Origin of the sequence: Cupriavidus necator (assembly GCF_013141915.1) — a bacterium.
Lineage (GTDB): Bacteria > Pseudomonadota > Gammaproteobacteria > Burkholderiales > Burkholderiaceae > Cupriavidus > Cupriavidus necator_B.
In genome coordinates, this window is the sequence record NZ_SROX01000014.1 from 59,819 (window position 1) to 78,182 (window position 18,364).

Annotated in this window: 21 protein-coding genes and 1 tRNA gene; 7 read left to right on the top strand and 15 right to left on the bottom strand. The window is 64.6% G+C overall.

Annotation, left to right across the window (positions count from 1 at the left end; genetic code table 11):
- Positions 1–12: 12 nt before the first annotated feature.
- Positions 13–1,323 carry a homoserine dehydrogenase gene (locus E5S69_RS22790; protein WP_171516873.1) on the bottom strand — a complete coding sequence of 437 codons (1,311 nt, stop codon included), beginning with the start codon at positions 1,321–1,323 and terminating at the stop codon, positions 13–15.
- 49 nt (positions 1,324–1,372) lie between these two features.
- Positions 1,373–2,608, bottom strand: a complete 1,236-nt coding sequence (locus E5S69_RS22795) for an aminotransferase class I/II-fold pyridoxal phosphate-dependent enzyme (RefSeq protein ID WP_171516874.1) — start codon at positions 2,606–2,608, stop codon at positions 1,373–1,375.
- 321 nt (positions 2,609–2,929) lie between these two features.
- Between E5S69_RS22795 and E5S69_RS22800 the strand changes: the two genes are divergently transcribed.
- The 5 genes from E5S69_RS22800 (at position 2,930) to E5S69_RS22820 (ending at position 7,271) form a co-directional block, all read left to right on the top strand.
- Positions 2,930–3,313, top strand: a complete 384-nt coding sequence (locus tag E5S69_RS22800; protein ID WP_171516875.1) for an MTH938/NDUFAF3 family protein — start codon at positions 2,930–2,932, stop codon at positions 3,311–3,313.
- 141 nt (positions 3,314–3,454) lie between these two features.
- Positions 3,455–3,919 carry a peroxiredoxin gene (locus E5S69_RS22805; RefSeq protein ID WP_171516876.1) on the top strand — a complete coding sequence of 155 codons (465 nt, stop codon included), beginning with the start codon at positions 3,455–3,457 and terminating at the stop codon, positions 3,917–3,919.
- A 419-nt stretch (positions 3,920–4,338) separates the two neighbouring features.
- A complete protein-coding gene (locus E5S69_RS22810) occupies positions 4,339–6,042 on the top strand; it encodes a PhoH family protein (protein ID WP_171516877.1) in 1,704 nt (567 codons plus the stop codon).
- Positions 6,043–6,166: 124 nt separating this feature from the next.
- Entirely contained in the window at positions 6,167–6,574 is a 408-nt protein-coding gene (locus tag E5S69_RS22815; RefSeq protein ID WP_171516878.1) for a hypothetical protein, read from the top strand.
- A gap of 46 nt (positions 6,575–6,620) precedes the next feature.
- Positions 6,621–7,271, top strand: coding sequence for a C40 family peptidase (locus E5S69_RS22820; protein ID WP_171516879.1), 651 nt, complete (start codon positions 6,621–6,623; stop codon positions 7,269–7,271).
- 70 nt (positions 7,272–7,341) lie between these two features.
- Here E5S69_RS22820 and E5S69_RS22825 read toward each other — a convergent pair whose 3' ends face one another.
- From E5S69_RS22825 to E5S69_RS22860, 8 genes are all read right to left on the bottom strand, one after another.
- Positions 7,342–8,349, bottom strand: coding sequence for an inorganic phosphate transporter (locus E5S69_RS22825; RefSeq protein WP_171516880.1), 1,008 nt, complete (start codon positions 8,347–8,349; stop codon positions 7,342–7,344).
- A 13-nt stretch (positions 8,350–8,362) separates the two neighbouring features.
- Entirely contained in the window at positions 8,363–8,989 is a 627-nt protein-coding gene (locus E5S69_RS22830; protein ID WP_010809517.1) for a DUF47 domain-containing protein, read from the bottom strand.
- A gap of 190 nt (positions 8,990–9,179) precedes the next feature.
- Positions 9,180–10,571 carry a replicative DNA helicase gene (locus tag E5S69_RS22835; RefSeq protein ID WP_115661877.1) on the bottom strand — a complete coding sequence of 464 codons (1,392 nt, stop codon included), beginning with the start codon at positions 10,569–10,571 and terminating at the stop codon, positions 9,180–9,182.
- 166 nt (positions 10,572–10,737) lie between these two features.
- The gene (gene rplI / locus E5S69_RS22840; RefSeq protein WP_171516881.1) at positions 10,738–11,190 is read right to left on the bottom strand and encodes a 50S ribosomal protein L9; all 453 of its coding nucleotides are present in this window, start codon (positions 11,188–11,190) and stop codon (positions 10,738–10,740) included.
- 32 nt (positions 11,191–11,222) lie between these two features.
- Entirely contained in the window at positions 11,223–11,501 is a 279-nt protein-coding gene (gene rpsR, locus E5S69_RS22845; RefSeq protein ID WP_006163606.1) for a 30S ribosomal protein S18, read from the bottom strand.
- Between the two features lie 3 nt (positions 11,502–11,504).
- Entirely contained in the window at positions 11,505–11,804 is a 300-nt protein-coding gene (gene priB, locus E5S69_RS22850; RefSeq protein WP_171516882.1) for a primosomal replication protein N, read from the bottom strand.
- Between the two features lie 86 nt (positions 11,805–11,890).
- The gene (gene rpsF / locus E5S69_RS22855; protein ID WP_010809513.1) at positions 11,891–12,265 is read right to left on the bottom strand and encodes a 30S ribosomal protein S6; all 375 of its coding nucleotides are present in this window, start codon (positions 12,263–12,265) and stop codon (positions 11,891–11,893) included.
- A gap of 119 nt (positions 12,266–12,384) precedes the next feature.
- Positions 12,385–13,377: an asparaginase gene (locus E5S69_RS22860; protein ID WP_171516883.1), complete on the bottom strand. Its 993-nt coding sequence runs from the start codon at positions 13,375–13,377 to the stop codon at positions 12,385–12,387.
- Positions 13,378–13,630: 253 nt separating this feature from the next.
- Here E5S69_RS22860 and lexA point away from each other — a divergent pair, with 253 nt between their 5' ends.
- Both lexA and E5S69_RS22870 read left to right on the top strand, forming a co-directional pair.
- Positions 13,631–14,284, top strand: a complete 654-nt coding sequence (gene lexA / locus E5S69_RS22865; RefSeq protein ID WP_171516884.1) for a transcriptional repressor LexA — start codon at positions 13,631–13,633, stop codon at positions 14,282–14,284.
- Positions 14,285–14,398: 114 nt separating this feature from the next.
- Positions 14,399–14,569: a hypothetical protein gene (locus E5S69_RS22870; RefSeq protein ID WP_012353085.1), complete on the top strand. Its 171-nt coding sequence runs from the start codon at positions 14,399–14,401 to the stop codon at positions 14,567–14,569.
- A gap of 42 nt (positions 14,570–14,611) precedes the next feature.
- On the opposite strand, the gene E5S69_RS22875 is transcribed toward E5S69_RS22870, so the two are convergent.
- The 5 genes from E5S69_RS22875 to E5S69_RS22895 all read right to left on the bottom strand — a co-directional run bounded on the left by E5S69_RS22875 (position 14,612) and on the right by E5S69_RS22895 (position 18,257).
- A complete protein-coding gene (locus E5S69_RS22875; RefSeq protein WP_236901412.1) occupies positions 14,612–14,890 on the bottom strand; it encodes a hypothetical protein in 279 nt (92 codons plus the stop codon).
- A 156-nt stretch (positions 14,891–15,046) separates the two neighbouring features.
- A tRNA-His gene (locus tag E5S69_RS22880) sits at positions 15,047–15,122 on the bottom strand.
- A gap of 102 nt (positions 15,123–15,224) precedes the next feature.
- Entirely contained in the window at positions 15,225–15,503 is a 279-nt protein-coding gene (locus tag E5S69_RS22885) for a hypothetical protein (RefSeq protein WP_171516886.1), read from the bottom strand.
- A 990-nt stretch (positions 15,504–16,493) separates the two neighbouring features.
- Complete coding sequence (dusA, locus tag E5S69_RS22890) at positions 16,494–17,507, bottom strand: tRNA dihydrouridine(20/20a) synthase DusA (protein ID WP_171516887.1); 1,014 nt, start codon at positions 17,505–17,507, stop codon at positions 16,494–16,496.
- A 189-nt stretch (positions 17,508–17,696) separates the two neighbouring features.
- Positions 17,697–18,257 carry an NADPH-dependent FMN reductase gene (locus E5S69_RS22895; RefSeq protein ID WP_171516888.1) on the bottom strand — a complete coding sequence of 187 codons (561 nt, stop codon included), beginning with the start codon at positions 18,255–18,257 and terminating at the stop codon, positions 17,697–17,699.
- Positions 18,258–18,364 lie beyond the last annotated feature (107 nt).

The window sequence follows — 18,364 nt, forward strand, 5'->3', positions numbered from 1 at the left end:
CAGGTCCGGCGCTTAGTTCAGTTCTTCCATGCGCAGGCGCGTCACGGCGGACAGCACGGTGGGCAGCGCCTCGATCTTGCCGATGGCCGCGTTGACGTGTTTTTCGCGCGTGATGTGCGTCAGGATGATGATGTCGGTCTGCGGCTCGCCTTCGCGCGATTCCTTCTGCAGCATGGCGTCGATCGAGATGCCGCCCTCGGCGAGGATGCGCGTGATCTCGGCCAGCACGCCGGTCTCGTCGGCCACGCGCATGCGCAGGTAGTACGAGCTGTTGATCTCTTCGATCGGCAGCACCGGCACGCTCGACAGCTCGTCCGGCTGGAACGCGAGATGCGGCACGCGGTGCTCGGGGTCGGCCGTGTGCAGGCGGGTCACGTCGACCAGGTCGGCGATCACCGCCGAGGCGGTCGGCTCGGCGCCGGCGCCCTTGCCGTAGTAGAGCGTGGCGCCGACGGCATCGCCCTGCACCAGCACCGCGTTCATGGCGCCTTCCACATTGGCGATCAGGCGCGTGGCCGGCACCAGCGTCGGATGCACGCGCAGCTCGACGCCGTCGTCGCGGCGGCGGGTGATGCCCAGCAGCTTGATGCGGTAGCCCAGCTCTTCGGCATACTTGATGTCGGTGGCCGACAGCCTGGTGATGCCTTCGACGTGGGCCTTGTCGAACTGCACCGGCATGCCGAACGCGATCGCGCTCATCAGCGTGACCTTGTGTGCGGCATCGACGCCCTCGATGTCGAAGGTCGGGTCGGCCTCGGCGTAGCCCAGCTGCTGCGCTTCCTTCAGGACCGCGTCGAAATCCAGGCCCTTGTCGCGCATCTCGGACAGGATGAAGTTGGTGGTGCCGTTGATGATGCCGGCGATCCACTGGATGCGGTTGGCGGTCAGGCCTTCGCGCAGCGCCTTGATGATGGGGATGCCACCGGCCACCGCGGCTTCGAAGGCCACGATCACACCCTTGTTGCGCGCGGCTTCGAAGATCTCGTTGCCATGCACGGCCAGCAGCGCCTTGTTGGCGGTGACCACGTGCTTGCCGTTCTCAATCGCCTTGAGCACCAGCTCGCGCGCGATGCCGTAGCCGCCGATCAGCTCGATGACGATATCGATATCCGGGCGCGTCACCACCTGGTTGGCGTCGCTGACGATTTCCACTTCCCCGTTGGTCAGTTCGCGCGCGCGTTCGGTGTTGAGATCGGCCACCACGGCAATCTCGATGCCGCGGCCGGCGCGGCGACGAATTTCTTCCTGGTTGCGCTTGAGCACGTTGAACGTGCCGCTACCGACGGTACCGATGCCGAGCAGGCCAACTTTGATGGGGTTCATGGACAATCTTCTGAGTTGCTAAGGATGGGTTGCGGCGCGGCCGGCGAAATCAGGCCGCTGCCTTGCCGTGGCGTTTTCGGTACGCCTCGAGGAAGCGCGCGATGCGGCCGATGGCCTCGCGCAGGTCTTCTTCATGCGGCAGGAACACGATGCGGAAATGGTCGGGCTTGGCCCAGTTGAAGCCGGAGCCCTGCACCAGCAGTACCTTGGACTCCTGCAGCAGTTCATAGATGAACTCCTGGTCGTCCTGCACCGGGTACATCGACAGGTCCAGCTTGGGGAACAGGTATAGCGCCGCCTTGGGCTTGACGCAGGTGACGCCCGGAATCGCGGTGATCAGCTCGTAGGCCAGGTCGCGCTGGCGGCGCAGGCGCCCGCCTTCGGCGACCAGGTCATTGATGCTCTGGTAGCCGCCCAGCGCAGTCTGGATCGCCCACTGGCCCGGCACGTTGGCGCACAGGCGCATCGACGAGAGCATGTTCAGGCCTTCGATGTAGTCGATGGCGGGACGCTTGTCGCCCGACACCACCATCCAGCCGGCGCGGTAGCCGCACGAGCGGTAGTTCTTCGACAGGCCGTTGAAGGTCACGGTCAGCACGTCGGTCGACAGCGAGGCGATCGAGGTGTGGGTATTGCCGTCGTACAGGACCTTGTCGTAGATCTCGTCGGCGAAGATGATCAGGCCGTGCTCGCGCGCGATCGCGACGATCTCCAGCAGCAGTTCATCCGAGTACAGTGCCCCGGTGGGGTTGTTCGGATTGATGATGACGATGGCCTTGGTATGCGGCGTGATGCGCGCGCGGATATCGGCCGGATCGGGCATCCAGTCGTTGGACTCGTCGCAGATATAGTGCACCGGCGTGCCGCCCGACAGGCTCACCGCGGCGGTCCACAGCGGGTAGTCCGGCGCCGGCACCAGCACTTCGTCGCCGGTATTGAGCAGCGCATTGACGGCCATCACGATCAGTTCGGAGGCACCGTTGCCCACATAGATATCGTCCAGGCCGACGCCTTCGATATTTTTTTGCTGGGTATAGTGCATGATCGCCTTGCGTGCGGCGAAAATGCCTTTGGAATCAGAATAACCTGCCGAATTCGGCAGGTTTCGCATCATGTCCTGCTGAATCTCTTCCGGCGCGTCAAAACCGAATACGGCCAGGTTGCCGATATTCAGCTTGATGATCTTGTGCCCTTCTTCCTCCATCTGCTTGGCCTTTTCCAGCACCGGACCGCGGATGTCGTAGCAAACGTTATTGAGTTTGTTGGATTTCTGGATGGGTTTCACGGCGATGTCGGGCAAGCGTGGCGTGCCGCGTCGGCGGCACCGGACTGGGAATCGGAGCGAATCTGAAAGAATGCGGAGGCGCCGTCCGCTGCGATGCAACGCAAACGTGGCAGACAGGGAGGCAAAAGCTATAATTTATCGGATTATGACAGACTTCGGCAGGGATTCTTGCATTGCAGCGTGCGCTATCCGCGCGCACCGCAGCCGCCTGCTCGCTGTCGCCAGTCCGCTGTTGCCCGTCCATTGCGCCGCCCGGCCCGCCTGCCCTCCGCCCCGCGGACCGGCCCGCCAGCCCGCGGCGGCCACCGCCGAGACCCCCAAGTGAAACTCCACGCCGACCAGCCCCAGTCGCTCAATACCGTCACCGCCTACGGGCCTGGGTATATCGAAATCAACCTTGTCCGCCATACCAACTCGGTCCTGGTCATGCCCGAGGGCGAAGTCCGCCCCTGGCCGGTCAACCGCTTCGAAGACCTGGAGGCCGCGCATTTCGAGCAACTGGCCGAATTGGGGCCCGAAGTGGTGCTGCTTGGCACCGGCGCGCGGCTGCGCTTTCCGCACCCGCGCCTGACCGCATCGCTGGCGCGCCGCCATGTCGGCGTCGACGCCATGGATATGCAGGCGGCGTGCCGCACCTACAACATCCTGATGGCCGAGGGCCGCAAGGTGGCGGCGGTGCTGCTGCTCGAGCCCGCGGCCGCCTGAAGCGCCTCCCGGAAAAGTTGAGCGGGCGCCACGCTTGAAGTCCGCGCGAGGCGCCCCAATCTGCTCGCGCTGAGGCGGCAGCCCCTCTCCCGATTCCAACGATCTCACCGATCCCTGCCCCTCCCCCAAGGAGCCACAAGCATGACCGTCAGTCTCAACAAGGCCATCCCCGACTTCAGCGCGCCGATGACCGGCGATGCCACCTTCCGCCTGGCCGACTACCGCGGCAAGACGGTGGTGCTGTACTTCTACCCGAAGGACAACACGCCGGGCTGCACCACGGAGGCAATGAACTTCCGCGACCAGTATGAGGATTTCGAGAAGGCCGGCGTGCAGGTGTTCGGCATCTCGCGCGACAGCTTGCGCTCGCACGAAAACTTCAAGGCCAAGCTCGAACTGCCCTTCGAACTGATCTCCGATGCCGACGAAAATGTGTGCACATTGTTCGACGTCATCAAGATGAAAAAACTGTATGGCAAGGAGCACCGCGGCATCGAGCGCAGCACCTTTGTCATCGACGGCAAGGGCATCCTGCGACACGAGCTGCGCGGCATCAAGGTGCCCAGCCACGTCGACGAAGTGCTGGAGATCGTGCGCGGCATCTGAAGCATCGCCGGCCGGCGTTGCCCGTAACGGATCCGATCCGGACGCGCCGTGGCAAAGGTTGGGAAACCCAATTGCCAAACCCAAAGCCTTCAGATACATTGGCCCGTAATGAGTTCAGATTCCGGATGCCACGCTGTTTCGACTCCCCGGCCCAGGCGCTACGTGCCACAGGCCGGTAGCGGACCTGCCGTGTCGGCAGTCCGCCAAAGAGCCGCCAACCCTGTTCCGCAGGCATGGCGGCTTTTTTGTTTGCAGCCGCGTCTGCTCTCATGCCTGTCCGCGTCGGGTGTCTCGCGCATGCATGCCCCGGCCATGCTCCGCCACGCCGTATCGCACGCGTCGGTTACCGCCGATGACGCGCAGCGCCGCGGACCGGACAGCCCCGCCCCCTTCTTGTCCCCCTGAAAGGAAAGCCAAGCATGCCGCTGCCTACCATGCCCGCCAAGCCTGCCCAATTGCTGGACCCGAGCGAGTTTGCTCCGGTTTCCGCGGTGCCTAAGGCCAAAGCCGCCACACAGGGCAAGAAACCTGTGCCGGCGCTAGAGCGCGTGGCATTGCTGGAAACCGGCGATACGCAGGCCCCTGAAGTCGAGGCCCGCGCCGCCGGCGGTACCCGCGCCCGCAGCACCGAGACGCCGGCGGTATCGACGCCGGCCGTCACCGCCGCACCGGTCAGCCTGGTCAAGCCGTCGACCGGCCCCACGCGCCGCGCGCGCAAGGCCGAAGGCCCGAGCAAGCTGTTCGTGCTCGACACCAACGTGTTGATGCACGACCCGGCCTCGCTGTTCCGCTTCGAAGAGCACGACATCTATCTGCCGATGATGACGCTCGAAGAACTGGACAACCACAAGAAGGGCATGAGCGAAGTTGCGCGCAACGCGCGCATGGTCAGCCGCACGCTCGATTCACTGGTGGGTGGCACCGACGGCGTGCTCGACGAAGGCCTGCCGCTGGCCAGGCTGGGCAACCGCGATGCACAGGGCAAGCTCTTTTTCCAGACCCGCCTGAACGACATCAAGCTGCCTGAAGGGCTGCCCCAGGGCAAGGCCGATAACCAGATCCTGGGCGTGGTCAGCGCGCTGCAGCAGCAGTATCCGGAGCGCCAGGTCGTGCTGGTGTCGAAAGACATCAACATGCGCATCAAGGCGCGCGCGCTGGGCCTGCCGGCCGAAGACTATTTCAACGACCAGGTCCTCGAAGACAAGGACCTGCTCTACGCGGGCGTGATGCAGCTGCCCGGCGACTTCTGGGCCAAGCATGGCAAGGGGGTCGAAAGCTGGCAGGATCCCAAGTCCGGCGCCATGTTCTACCGCCTTACCGGCCCGCTGGTGCCGTCGTTCCTGGTCAACCAGTTCGTCTACCTCGAGCCGGTGGACGGCAGCCTGCCGCTCTATGCGCAGGTCAAGGAGATCAACGGCAAGACCGCGCTGCTGCAGACGCTGAAGGACTACACGCACCACAAGAACAATGTGTGGAGCGTGACCGCGCGCAACCGCGAGCAGAACTTCGCGCTGAACCTGCTGATGAATCCGGACATCGACTTCGTCACGCTGCTGGGCCAGGCCGGTACCGGCAAGACGCTGCTGGCGCTGGCGGCAGGCCTCGAGCAGGTGCTGGACCAGAAGCTCTACAACGAGATCATCGTCACCCGCGCCACCGTGCCGGTGGGCGAGGACATCGGCTTCCTGCCCGGCACCGAGGAAGAGAAGATGCAGCCGTGGATGGGCGCCTTCGACGACAACCTCGAGGTGCTGCAGAAGAGCGATGACAGTGCCGGCGACTGGGGCCGCGCCGCGACGCAGGAGCTGATCCGCTCGCGCATCAAGGTCAAGAGCATGAACTTCATGCGCGGCCGCACCTTCGTCAACAAGTTTGTCATCATCGACGAGGCGCAGAACCTGACGCCAAAGCAGATGAAGACGCTGGTGACGCGCGCGGGTCCGGGCACCAAGATCATCTGCCTGGGCAATATCGCGCAGATCGACACGCCCTACCTGACCGAGGGCTCATCGGGCCTGACCTACGTGGTCGACCGCTTCAAGGGCTGGAGCCACAGCGGCCATATCACGCTGGCGCGGGGCGAGCGCTCGCGCCTGGCCGACCACGCCGGCGACGTGCTCTGACGCGGGCAGCGGCCCGGCGCCCTGCTACGTGGGGTGCCCGGGCCCTCTGCCGTGATCGGCAAGCGCAATGCGGCTATGATGTCCGCAGCTCCGCTTGTTGTCTCGCATCCCACTGGAGGCGTCGATGAACCCACAGCATCTCCGCCTGGCCGCGCTGATCGGCGCCGCCATGTTCCTGGCCAGCCCGCTCCAGGCGCGCGCCGCGGCTGACGACCTGGTGATCCGCACCATGGGCCCGGTCAGCTATGTCTGCGGCGGTGTCGCCGAAGACGAGCGCGAGGCGCTGGCCGCGCGCGAGAAGGATTTCAATATCGGCATCGTGTTCACGCAGGGCGTCGCGGGCGAGTTCCTGTCCGACGTTGCGGTCAAGCTGGTGCGCGACGAGCAGGAGGTCGCCAGCTTCCGCGCCGCCGGCCCCCGCTGCCTGATACGTGCGCCCGAAGGCAGCTACAATATCGAGGCCAGTTACAAGGGCCAGCCCAAGTCGATCAAGGTCAGCACCGGTACGCGCAACGCCCAGCTACGCTGGTAGCAGCAAGGTTTCGGTGCGCCGGCAGGCCCGCGACCGGAATCCAGGGATGCCATTGCGCCGTACCAGCAGCTCTTCCACTCCTCCCGCAGCGCCCGTGCCGCTTGCCCGCGCCGGCCTGCCGCTGCTGTGCGCCGCCGCCCTGTTGCTGGCGGCGTGCGCCAGCGCCCCGCCGTCTCGCCATGGCGGCCCGCCGCGTCCGCCCGGCAAGCCCATGGTCGATCCCAGCGCCGGGCTCGAGGAAATCTCGATCCAGGCGATGTCGCTGGTCGGCACGCCATACCGCTACGGCGGCAATACGCCGGATGCCGGCTTCGACTGCAGCGGGCTGGTGCGCTATGTGGTATCCCGTGCCGCCAACGTGAACCTGCCGCGCACCACCGAAGCCATGGGAACCCGCGGCACCACGCTCGACCGCAGCGAAGTCGCTTCGGGCGACCTGGTGTTCTTCAATACCACCGGACGCGCCAATTCCCACGTCGGCATCTACGTCGGCCAGAACCGCTTTGTCCATGCGCCATCATCCGGCGGCACCGTGCGGCTTGAGGACATGGGCAAGCCCTACTGGGCCTCGCGCTACAACGGCGCACGGCGCGTGGTTGCCGGCGCGGTCAACCTGCCGGCGACGCCAATCCCCGCTCAGGCCCCGGCCCCGCTGCCCGACGACGACGATCCCATCGCCGCCTTCGTCAACCGCTGAACGCGCGGCAACCGGGCAAACAAAAAGCCAGGCATCTGCCTGGCTTTTCGCACGAGCGGCCGATCCCGCGTTACAGGATATGGCGCCCGATCCACCATGCGATCGCCGCCATGAACGCCGAGGCCGGAATCGTCAGCACCCAGGCCCAGACGATATTGCCCGCCACGCCCCAGCGCACCGCCGACATCTTCTGCGCCGAGCCCACGCCGACGATGGCGCCGGTGATGGTGTGCGTGGTCGAGACCGGCACGCCCAGCGCCGAGGCAAAGAACAGCGTCATGGCGCCGCCGGTCTCGGCACAGAAGCCGCCGACCGGCTTGAGCTTGGTGATCTTCTGGCCCATGGTGCGCACGATGCGCCAGCCGCCGAACAGCGTGCCCATGCCGATGGCGACGTAGCAGCTGACGATGACCCACGTCGGCGGCTGGCCGCCGGCGACCACATGGCCGCTCGCGATCAGCAGCATCCAGATGATGCCGATGGTCTTCTGCGCGTCATTGCCGCCATGGCCCAGGCTGTACATCGAGGCCGAGACCAGCTGCAGGCGGCGGAACCAGCGGTCCACGCGCGACGGCGGCGTGCGGAAGAAAGTCCAGCCCACGATCACCATCATCAGCGAGCCGAGGATGAATCCGAGCAGTGGCGAGATCAGGATGAAGGCAACGGTCTTCAGCAAGCCGCTGCCCACCAGCGCTCCGGTGCCGGCCTTGGCCACCGCCGCGCCCACCAGCCCGCCGATCAGCGCGTGCGACGAGGATGACGGAATGCCGTAGTACCACGTGATGACGTTCCAGGCGATTGCCCCGACCAGCGCGCCGAAGATGACGTAGTGGTCGACGATATTGACGTCGATGGTGCCCGTCCCCACCGTCGCCGCCACCTTCAGGTGGAAGACAAAGATTGCGACGACGTTGCACATTGCCGCCATCGCCACCGCATGGTGGGGCTTGAGCACGCCCGTGGACACCACCGTGGCGATCGAGTTGGCCGCGTCGTGGAAGCCGTTCATGAAGTCGAACAGCAGTGCCAGCGCCACCAGCAAGGCGATCACCCACAGGCTCATTTGTATGGTCTGCATGCCGATAGCCGCCTCAGGCGTTTTCCAGGACGATGCCTTCGATGATGTTGGCGACGTCCTCGCACTTGTCGGTGATCGTCTCGAGCTGCTCGTAGATCGCCTTCAGCTTGATCAGGCGCTTGACGTCGGTCTCGTCGCGGAACAGCTTGGACATCGCCGAGCGCATCACGCGGTCGGCCTCGGATTCCAGCTGGTCGATCTGCTGCGCGGTCTTCAGGATGGTGCTGGCATTGCCCATGTCCTCGAGCAGGCCCACCGCGATCTTGACCTGGTCGCAGCACTGCACGCAGATCGCGGCCAGGCGCAGCGCCTCGTCGGTCAGGTTGGTCACGTCATAGAGCGAGATGGTCTCGGCCACGTCTTCCATCAGGTCCAGGATGTCGTCCATGGTCGTGATGAGCTTGTGGATTTCGTCACGGTCCAGCGGCGTGATGAAAGTCTTGTGCAGCAGGTCGATGGTGTCGTGCGTGATGCGGTCGGCCTTCTTTTCGGTGGCCTGGACGCGGCGGGCATGCGCCTCGGCGTTGGGCAGGTCGTTGACCAGCGCCTGCAGTTCATGGGCGGCGGTCACCGCGCAGTCGGCATGCTGGTTGAAATATTCGAAGAACTTGCCCTCGGTGGGCATGAATCGGCCGAACATGGAATGTTCCTTGTGGCAGCGTGCTGGCGCTGCGGATGGTGTTGCGGGATTAAGCGGACGCGTTGCATGACCGCCGCGGGCAGCGGCTGTCATCAAAGCGAAATATTTTACAGGGTTAGCGGGACATTGCCCGCGAATTTGGCGCAAACGAGACGGGAGGCACCGAGGATGGCCGCCCCGCTTGACTTCGTCAGGTGTCGTTGTCGAAGAAAGCCGGGCCGCCGCTGAAGTTGTCGAACTTCGTGAACTGGCCGAGGAAGGTCAGGCGCACCGTGCCGATCGGGCCGTTACGCTGCTTGCCTATGATGATTTCGGCGGTGCCCTTGTCCTGCGAGTCGGCGTTATAGACTTCGTCGCGGTAGATGAACAGGATCACGTCGGCATCCTGTTCAATAGCGCCGGATTCGCGCAGGTCGGACATCACCGGGCGCTTGTTGGGACGCTGCTCCAGGCTTCGGTTCAGCTGCGACAGCGCGATCACCGGGCAATTCAGCTCCTTCGCCAGGCCCTTCAGGGAACGGGAAATTTCTGAAATTTCCGTGGCGCGGTTCTCGCCGCCACCCGAACCCGACATCAGCTGCAGGTAGTCGATGATGATCAGGCCCAGCTGCCCGCACTGGCGTGCCAGGCGGCGCGAGCGGGCGCGCAGTTCCATCGGGTTCAGCGCCGGGGTTTCGTCGATAAACAGCTGGGTGTCGTTCATGCGCTGGATCGCATGCGTCAGCCGCGGCCAGTCTTCGTCGAGCAAGCGCCCGGTCCGCAGCCGGTGCTGGTCGAGGCGGCCGACCGAGCCCAGCATACGCATGGCCAGCTGCGTGCCCGCCATTTCCATCGAGAACACGGCGACCGGCAAGCCCTGCTCCACCGCCACGTGCTCGCCGATATTCAGCGAGAACGCCGTCTTGCCCATCGACGGGCGGCCGGCGACGATGACCAGGTCGCCCGGCTGCATGCCGCTGGTCATCTTGTCCAGGTCGATGAAGCCGGTCGGCACGCCGGTGACATCGGTGGTCGAATCGCGGTGATACAGCTCGTCGATGCGCTCCACCACCTGGGTCAGCAGCGGCTGGATTTCCTGGAAGCCCTTCTGCCCGCGGGAGCCCTCTTCGGCGATCGCAAAGACCTTGGACTCGGCCTCGTCGAGCAACTCGCGCACTTCGCGGCCCTTGGGCGCGAACGCGGCCGAAGCGATATCGTCGGCCACCGTTACCAGCTTGCGCAGCACCGAGCGCTCGCGCACGATTTCCGCGTAGCGGCGAATATTGGCCGCGCTGGGGGTGTTCTGCGCCAGCGAATTCAGGTACGCCAGCCCGCCCACCTCTTCGGCCTTGCCGGCCACTTGCAGCATCTCGTAGACCGTGATCACGTCGGCCGGCTTGGTGGCCGAGATCAACCGGGCGATGCTCTGGAAGATCATCCGGTGGTCGAAACGGTAGAAATCCGCCTCGGAAAGAAAGTCCGCGATGCGGTCCCAGGCGGCGTTGTCCAGCAGCAGGCCACCGAGCACCGATTGCTCGGCTTCGATGGAGTGCGGCGGGACCTTGAGGTTATCGAGTTGGGGGTCGGCGACGGGCGCGTTCATGGGGAGGGATTATAACGGCGGGCGGACACACTTCGACGTACATTTGGCAACTGCGCCGTCAAAGGCAGGCGGGCAACAAAAAAAAGGCAGGAGCCGGGGCTCCTGCCTTCTTTGCCATGCTTGCGGGCTTTGGCCGGCGCGATGCGCTGGCCGAGGCGGCGCGTCCTTAGACGCTCTCGCCCACCACCGACACGGTCACGTCGACCACGACGTCCGTGTGCAGCGCAACGCTGACCGGGTGGTCGCCGACCATCTTCAGCGGACCGTTCGGCATGCGAACCTGGGCCTTTTCCAGCTTGTAGCCTTGGCCAGCCAGCGCTTCAGCGATGTCGGCGTTGGTCACCGAACCGAACAGGCGGCCGTCGACACCCGACTTCTGCGAGATCTGGACGGTCAGGCCGTTCAGCTTCTCGCCTTCGGCTTGCGCGGCGGCCAGCTTCTCGGCAGCGGCCTTTTCCAGCTCGGCGCGCTTGACTTCGAATTCGGCGATCGCGGATTGCGTGGCGCGGCGGGCCTTCTTGCCCGGGATCAGGAAATTACGGGCGTAACCGTCCTTCACCTTGACGATGTCACCCAGGTTGCCCAGGTTGACGACTTTTTCCAGCAGAATGATTTGCATCGTGTTCTCTCCTTGACGGACCTAGGGCCTGATCAGTTCTTGTGCAGGTCGGTGTACGGCATCAGCGCGAGGAAACGCGCGCGCTTGATGGCCGTATCCAGCTGACGCTGATAGTGGGCCTTGGTACCGGTCAGGCGGGCCGGCGTGATCTTGCCGTTGTCGCCGATGAAGTCCTTCAGGGTGTCCAGATCCTTGTAGTCGATCTGTTCCACGCCAGCCACGGTGAAGCGGCAGAAGCGCTTGCGCTTGAACAGCGGATTCTGTTGCTGGAAGCGCTTCTTGTTCTTGTTGTCACGTTTGACGAATGCCATGATTCAATCCTTTTCGAATGCTTTACATCCAGTGATGTGAAAGACGAGAGCCTTGCTGTTGCGGTGCTTGCGGGTCAGGAATCCTTCGCAGTCGAGCAGCGTGCCGAGCGGCAGCCGCTCCAGACGCTGGCCAACCTGGCCGATTCCCATCGCAGCGATTGCAAACTCGACCTGCCGTGGCGTCTGCGCCTCGAGGGCCTCGCCGCTGTACTGCAGGATGCAGTTGACGACGGGGACCCCGGCCGGGGTATAGCGCAGGGCATCGCGTTCCGCCAGGGTGGCGGCAAGCCGAAGCTGGTTCAACGCGGGGCCTCTTGCTGGTTGCAATCCTTGCTGTTTCCCGTGCCCCGGCCGACGCTGTCAGCCACGGCGCGCACCGCAGTCCGCACTCAGGCGGCCTGGCCTTCGGTGGTCGTTTGCGCGGCCTTGCGGGCTTCTTCGCGCTGCACTTCCTTCATCATCGGCGAAGGTGCGGTCTCGGCCTTCTTGGTCTGCACGATCAGGTGGCGCAGGACGGCGTCGTTGAACTTGAACGCGTGTTCCAGTTCAGCCAGCGTTTCCTTGCCGCATTCGATGTTGAGGCAAACGTAGTGAGCCTTGGCCAGCTTCTGGATCATGTAAGCCATCTGGCGACGGCCCCAGTCTTCCACGCGGTGAACGTTGCCGTTCTGCGAGGTCACGAGCTGCTTGTAGCGCTCGATCATGGCCGGCACTTGTTCGCTCTGGTCCGGGTGGACGATGAAGACGATTTCGTAATGACGCATTGACGCTCCTTTTGGGATTAGCCACCCGGGCGTCACGAGTCCGGTGTGGCAAGGTTGAATAGCCTTAAATTATAGCCCGCAGCACGGCAACAACGCAAGCCACTGATTACACGGGCAAATCAGGCACTGGCGAACACCGCCTGCAGCCTCGCCGGATCGCGCGCCAATCCCGCATCTGTCGCCAGGGCCAGCGCCAGCAACACGCGCGCCTTATAGGGGTTGAGGTCCGCGGCCGACACGAACACCCCGTCGGCAGGACTCGGTTGCGGCGGGATCGCCACATGGCCCGCACCGGTACGCGAGCTGCGCACCACCGCCATCCCGGCCGCGGCGGCGTCGGCGAGCGCCGCTGCCAGCATCTCATGGACCGAGCCATTGCCGGCCGCGGCCACCACCAGACCGGCGACGCCAGCCTGCGCCAGCGCATCCACCACCACCCGACCAGGCTGGGCATAGCTCGCCACGATCTCCACCACCGGCCAGGCCGCCGGCATCGGCCCGATGATCGACGCCGCCCGCGGTGACCGGACCAAGCGCACATACTCGTCCTGGACGAAACCCAGCGGCCCGCACGGCGAAACAAAGGCATCGACCGCCGACGTATGCGCCTTGGCCACGTCGCGCGCCGCGTGGATCTGCTGGTTCAGCACCACCAGCACACCCTTGCCGCGCGCATCCGGATGGCCGGCGACGCGCACCGCATCCAGCAGGTTCAGCGGCCCGTCCGCCGACAGCGACGTCGACGGACGCATCGCCGCGGTCAGCACCACCGGCACCGGACATGATTGCGTCAGGTGCAGCGCCATCGCGGTTTCTTCCAGGGTGTCGGTGCCGTGCGTGATCACGATCCCGGCAACGTCAGGCTGCGCCGACCAGTGCCGCACCCGCGCCGCCAGTGTTTGCCAGAGCGCGAAGGTCATGTCCTTGCTGTCGACCTGCGCCACCTGCTCGGCCTCGATGCGGGCCACCGACTGCAAGGGCGGCACCGCGGCCAGCAAGGAGGCCACCGGCACGGTCGCCGCCTGGTAGCGAGCGCTGCTGGCGGCGCTGCCGGCCGCGCCGGCGATGGTGCCGCCAGTGGCCAATACGACGATGCGGGGCAATTGGGTCATGGGAGCGCGCAAGGAATCGTTGTGGGAAGGCAACCGCGATTGTAGCGGGCGCACGCACCTTGCCGCTGCCGGGACCAGGCGCATTGCGGACGTCCATGCGACACGCCTCAAAATTCTGCTTGCGCTCACGCCGATACTGTATAAAATCACAGCATACTGTTTAAACATACAGTGCCCGGCCCGCCGGACGCAGGATAACGGACCACAGTCCCCCGTCATCCAGCCCAGGGGCCCTGCACGGAACGGCGATCCCATGGCGACCCTGACACCCCGGCAGCAGCAGATTTTCGATCTGATCCGCAACACGATCCGCCGCACCGGCTTTCCGCCCACCCGCGCCGAGATCGCAGCGGAATTCGGTTTTTCCTCGCCCAATGCCGCGGAAGAACATCTGCGCGCACTGGCGCGCAAAGGCGTAATCGAATTGACGCCAGGCGCGTCGCGCGGCATCCGACTGAAGGTGGCGCGCAGCGATTCGGAACTGCCGGACCAGTTCTCGTTGCCGATGGCAGGCGTCATGCAGCTGACACTGCCGCTGGTGGGGCGCGTGGCGGCCGGCAGCCCCATCCTGGCCGCCGAGCATATCGACCGCCAGTACCAGGTCGATGCCTCGGTCTTCGATGAGCGCCCGGATTATTTGCTGCGCGTGCGCGGGCTGAGCATGCGCGACGCCGGCATCCTCGATGGCGACCTGCTCGCGGTGCGCCGCGCCAGCGAAGCCGCCAACGGCAAGATCGTGGTGGCGCGGCTCGGCGACGATGTCACCGTCAAGCGCCTGCAGCGGCGCGGTGGCCATATCGAACTGATTGCCGAGAACCCGGACTTCACCAACATCATCGTCGAGCCTGGTGAAGAATTCTCGCTGGAAGGCATCGCCGTCGGGCTGATCCGCTCTTCCGGCTTCTAGCCGGGCACCAACGCAGGCCCCTCGCCTGCGCGGGCCCACCCGCTTCCATTGCTTTGCAGACGCCGCCCGGCTTGCCGGGTGTTGACCCCGCTTTGCCTAAAAAGAGGTGCCACCATGCCGCAAATCCACCACGTCGCCGCCCGCCGTCCGGTCAAGCCCGTGCCGTTTCGCCAGAGCAAGGGCGTTCGCGTCTATCAGGGTACCCAGCGCCGTACCATGGTCGGCAGCATGGCCGCAATCTGCCGCATGCTGGAACTCGAGACCACCGAAAAGCTGGCCGCCTGATCTTCGCCGACGCGTTCCGCGCGGCCAGGACTTTGCTCGCGCTCAGCTACGCGCGCACGCCTTCGCTTCGGCTTCCAGTTCCACCGGCGTCAGTTGGGGAAACCAGGTATCGGTCTTGCGCAATTCCAACGCGGTGCCGTCGGCCTGCGCGGTCAGTGAGATCAGGTAGGCGTATCGATATTCACCGTTTGCCACGGTTTGGCCGATGCGGATTTCGGTTTGATGTTTCGCTGGCAACTGGACCAGCGTCGCGTCATCGCCGAGATTGTTGCGCAGGCATTTCGCGACATCGGCCATCTTGGCCGGCGTGAACAGGCGCATCGGTGGCCGTGCACGGACGTCTTTCTCAGAAGTACCCGTGGCACACCCTGCTACCAGGGTTGCCATCGCTACGCCGATCAGTGCCGCTCGAACAGACATACCATCCCCGGGGAATGCAAAACGGCGCCCTTGGGAGGCGCCGTTTTGACAAATGCTTGGGGTGGCTGATGGGACTCGAACCCACGACGACAGGAATCACAATCCTGGACTCTACCAACTGAGCTACAGCCACCGTAGAGGTCATCAGCGAAGCGCTGATCGACGAAAAACAAGATTATACAAACAGATTTTCGAGATGGCTAGTATCCCGCACAAAAAATTTTGCGGGACAGGGTCAGGATCGCGAGGGGCTCCATTTGGCCTCGAGCAGCACCGCCTGCTTGATGGCTGCGATGGTTTCTGCTTCGGTATCGAACTGCCCCAGCAACCGGCGTGACTTGCCATTCAGCACGGCTTCCTGCAGCGACTTGCCTGCGGCAGCGGAAGTACCGGGGTGCCAGCAGTAGCGCGCCGTCCATTTGCCATCCTGGAGCTGCTCGGCCACCCAGATCACCCTGAAGTCTTCATAGACGACGCCGAACGGCGCTTCGTTTTCCACGTTGTCTTTGTCCATGCTGCCTCCCCGCCGGCACAGTCCGCATGCCGCGTCCGATCTCCCCTGGGGAACGTGCCGGCCATCGTATCACGGGGCTCGCACTACTCCCGGAAACGCCCGTCAGCCAACCAATATGCTGAACACAGCCCCTACCTCGGCAGGGTTCATGCGGCACGTGCCCGAAGCGATACTCGAGTCCGAGGGACATTGACCCCCCTCGACCTTCCCGTCAGGCGGTCCGCCCCATTGGCCGCCTGCCTCTTTTTCCCTTCCCTTGGCTAGTCGATGCCTCCATGGCGCGCCATGCCTGCGATGGAACCTCCCACCCGCGAGCGAGACCAACCGACGTGATCGAACACGGGGAACAGGCCATGCAGAACAAGTGTAGATGGAGGACGAGGATACTTGCCGTGATGGCACTGGCGGGCTGGCTCGGCGGATGCGCGGCAGGCGGCGCCGACGGCAGGGAATCGAGCATCACGACATATGGCACACTGGACGTGGGCATCAGCCATACGCGATAACGGCTACGATGCGGAGTCAGCGAAATCCATTCTGCGTGACCGTTGGAACGCTTGCGCGGCAAGTTGGTCGAACCCGATCGTCCCGGTGGTGCCGGCCGAGCGCGCAAAAAAAGAGTCCGCAGCGCGGACTCTTAACTTTAGCGATCTCAAATGCCCTGAAGGCCGTTGCACTCTAACTGCCACGCGGGGAATGCACCATTCGGGTAAACGAAGAGCGCCATGCGGCGGACATCAAATCGCCGACGCGCCGACGAAAAAAAAGCCCGCCGGAGCGGGCTAATAATCAGTTGAAGAAAGCCCTGTATTCGAGGGCAGGCACAGTGTAAGAAAGTGCCCTGCCTCAGCGAATTAGGGGAATCCCTTTCCGGGCGCCGCTTTCCGGGCGATCCGGCATCTCATGTGCGGCGCGCGGAGCCCGCGCGCCGCCATGCATATTTTCACGATTCGAAGTTAGAGCGCAGCCTCGGCACGCGGCCGTGCGCGCTTACGCGGCCAGCGGCTCTTCTGCGTGCGGACGCAAATGCGTGCGCGCCTCGTCGAACAGCGCATCCACCTCGGCACGCGTGCGCGCCGCATGCATGCGCTTTGCATCGGACAGCACGCGGCGCCAGCCGCGTCCGCCGGCGATGCCACGATGCAGGCCTAGCATGTGCCGTGTCACGGCCCCCATATATCCGCCCTGTTCAACAAAGTCGCCGACATAACGCTGCATCGCCAGTTCGACATCGAGCCGCGATGGCACCGGCGCCCCGGTATCACCATAGAAGCGCGCGTCCATTCCGGCCAGGACGTACGGCTGGTGATACGCTTCGCGTCCGATCATGACACCGTCGACATGCTCCAGGTGGGCGACGATTTCATCATGGCTGACGATGCCGCCGTTGATCAGGATCTCAAGCTCCGGAAACTCGCGCTTTAGCTGGTACGCCACCTCATAGCGCAACGGCGGAATCTCGCGGTTTTCCTTCGGGCTCAGGCCCTTCAGGATCGCATTGCGCGCGTGGACGATAAACGTGCCGCAACCCGCCTGCGCCACCTTGCCGACAAAGTCGCGAACGAAATCGTAGTGCTCGATCTTGTCGATGCCGATCCGATGCTTCACGGTCACCGGGATCTCCACCGCATCGCGCATCGCCTTCACGCAGTCCGCCACCAATTGCGGCTCGGCCATCAGGCAGGCACCGAAGGCGCCGCGCTGCACACGCTCGGACGGGCAGCCACAATTCAGGTTGATCTCGGCATAGCCCCACTGCTGGCCCAGTTTCGCCGCCATGGCGAGATCGGCCGGCTCGCTGCCGCCCAGCTGCAGCGCGACCGGATGCTCGGCTACATCGAAGTCGAGGTGGCGCGGCACGTCGCCATGCAGCAGCGCGCCGGTGGTCACCATTTCGGTATACAGCCAGGTGTGGCGGCTGAGCTGGCGATGGAACATGCGGCAATGACGGTCGGTCCAGTCCATCATCGGCGCAACCGAAATGCGGCGGGGATTTACGTTCATGGAAATACAGCGTTTGGAGGCGGTCCGGGCGCGGCGGCACCGCAGGATCCCGGGACGCAGCGCCGCGACATATGCACGCCACGGCACCCGGCGGCTGGGGCGGCCACGCGTACAGCGAGTGGCCGGCCCGCGCGAAGACGTGAGTATAGGCTACCGCGCCAAGGTCTGCTGCGCCCCGCTGCGTGCCGCTCAGCGCGGCGCGGTGCGCTCGATCCAGGTGGCGAACGTGGCCAGGAACTTGCCAAGGAAGCCCTTGGTTGACTCGTTGGCAATGCCGCCCTGCTCGTCAAACAGCTTGTCGACGCCGCTGATATAGGCCTCGGGCTGCTGCAGGATGGGGATATTCAGGAATACCAGCGACTGGCGCAGGTGATGGTTGGCACCGAAGCCGCCGACGGCGCCTGGCGATGCGCTGACGATGGCGCCGGGCTTGCCGTCCCAAACGCTACTGCCATACGGACGCGAGCCCACGTCGATGGCGTTCTTTAGCGGCGCCGGCACCGAGCGGTTGTATTCCGGGGTCACGAACAGCACCGCGTCGGCGCGGCGGATACGGTCGCGGAACGCAGTCCAGGCCTGGGTCGGCTTGTCGTCGAGGTCCTGGTTGTACAGCTCCAGGTTGCCGATCTCGACGATTTCCAGCTTGAGCTGCGCTGGCGCCAGTGCGATCAGCGCCTTGGCCAGCTTGCGGTTGTATGACTCCTTGCGCAGGCTTCCCACCAATACAACGACATCACGAGGATCACTCATTACGGCTCCTTTGACGGTGTGGACGGAATGGCACAGGCGGCGCCCGCGCACGGCAGTGCCGTGCCGCAGGCGCCGGACCCTGCCGTCACTCTACCCGAGTCGGCCCC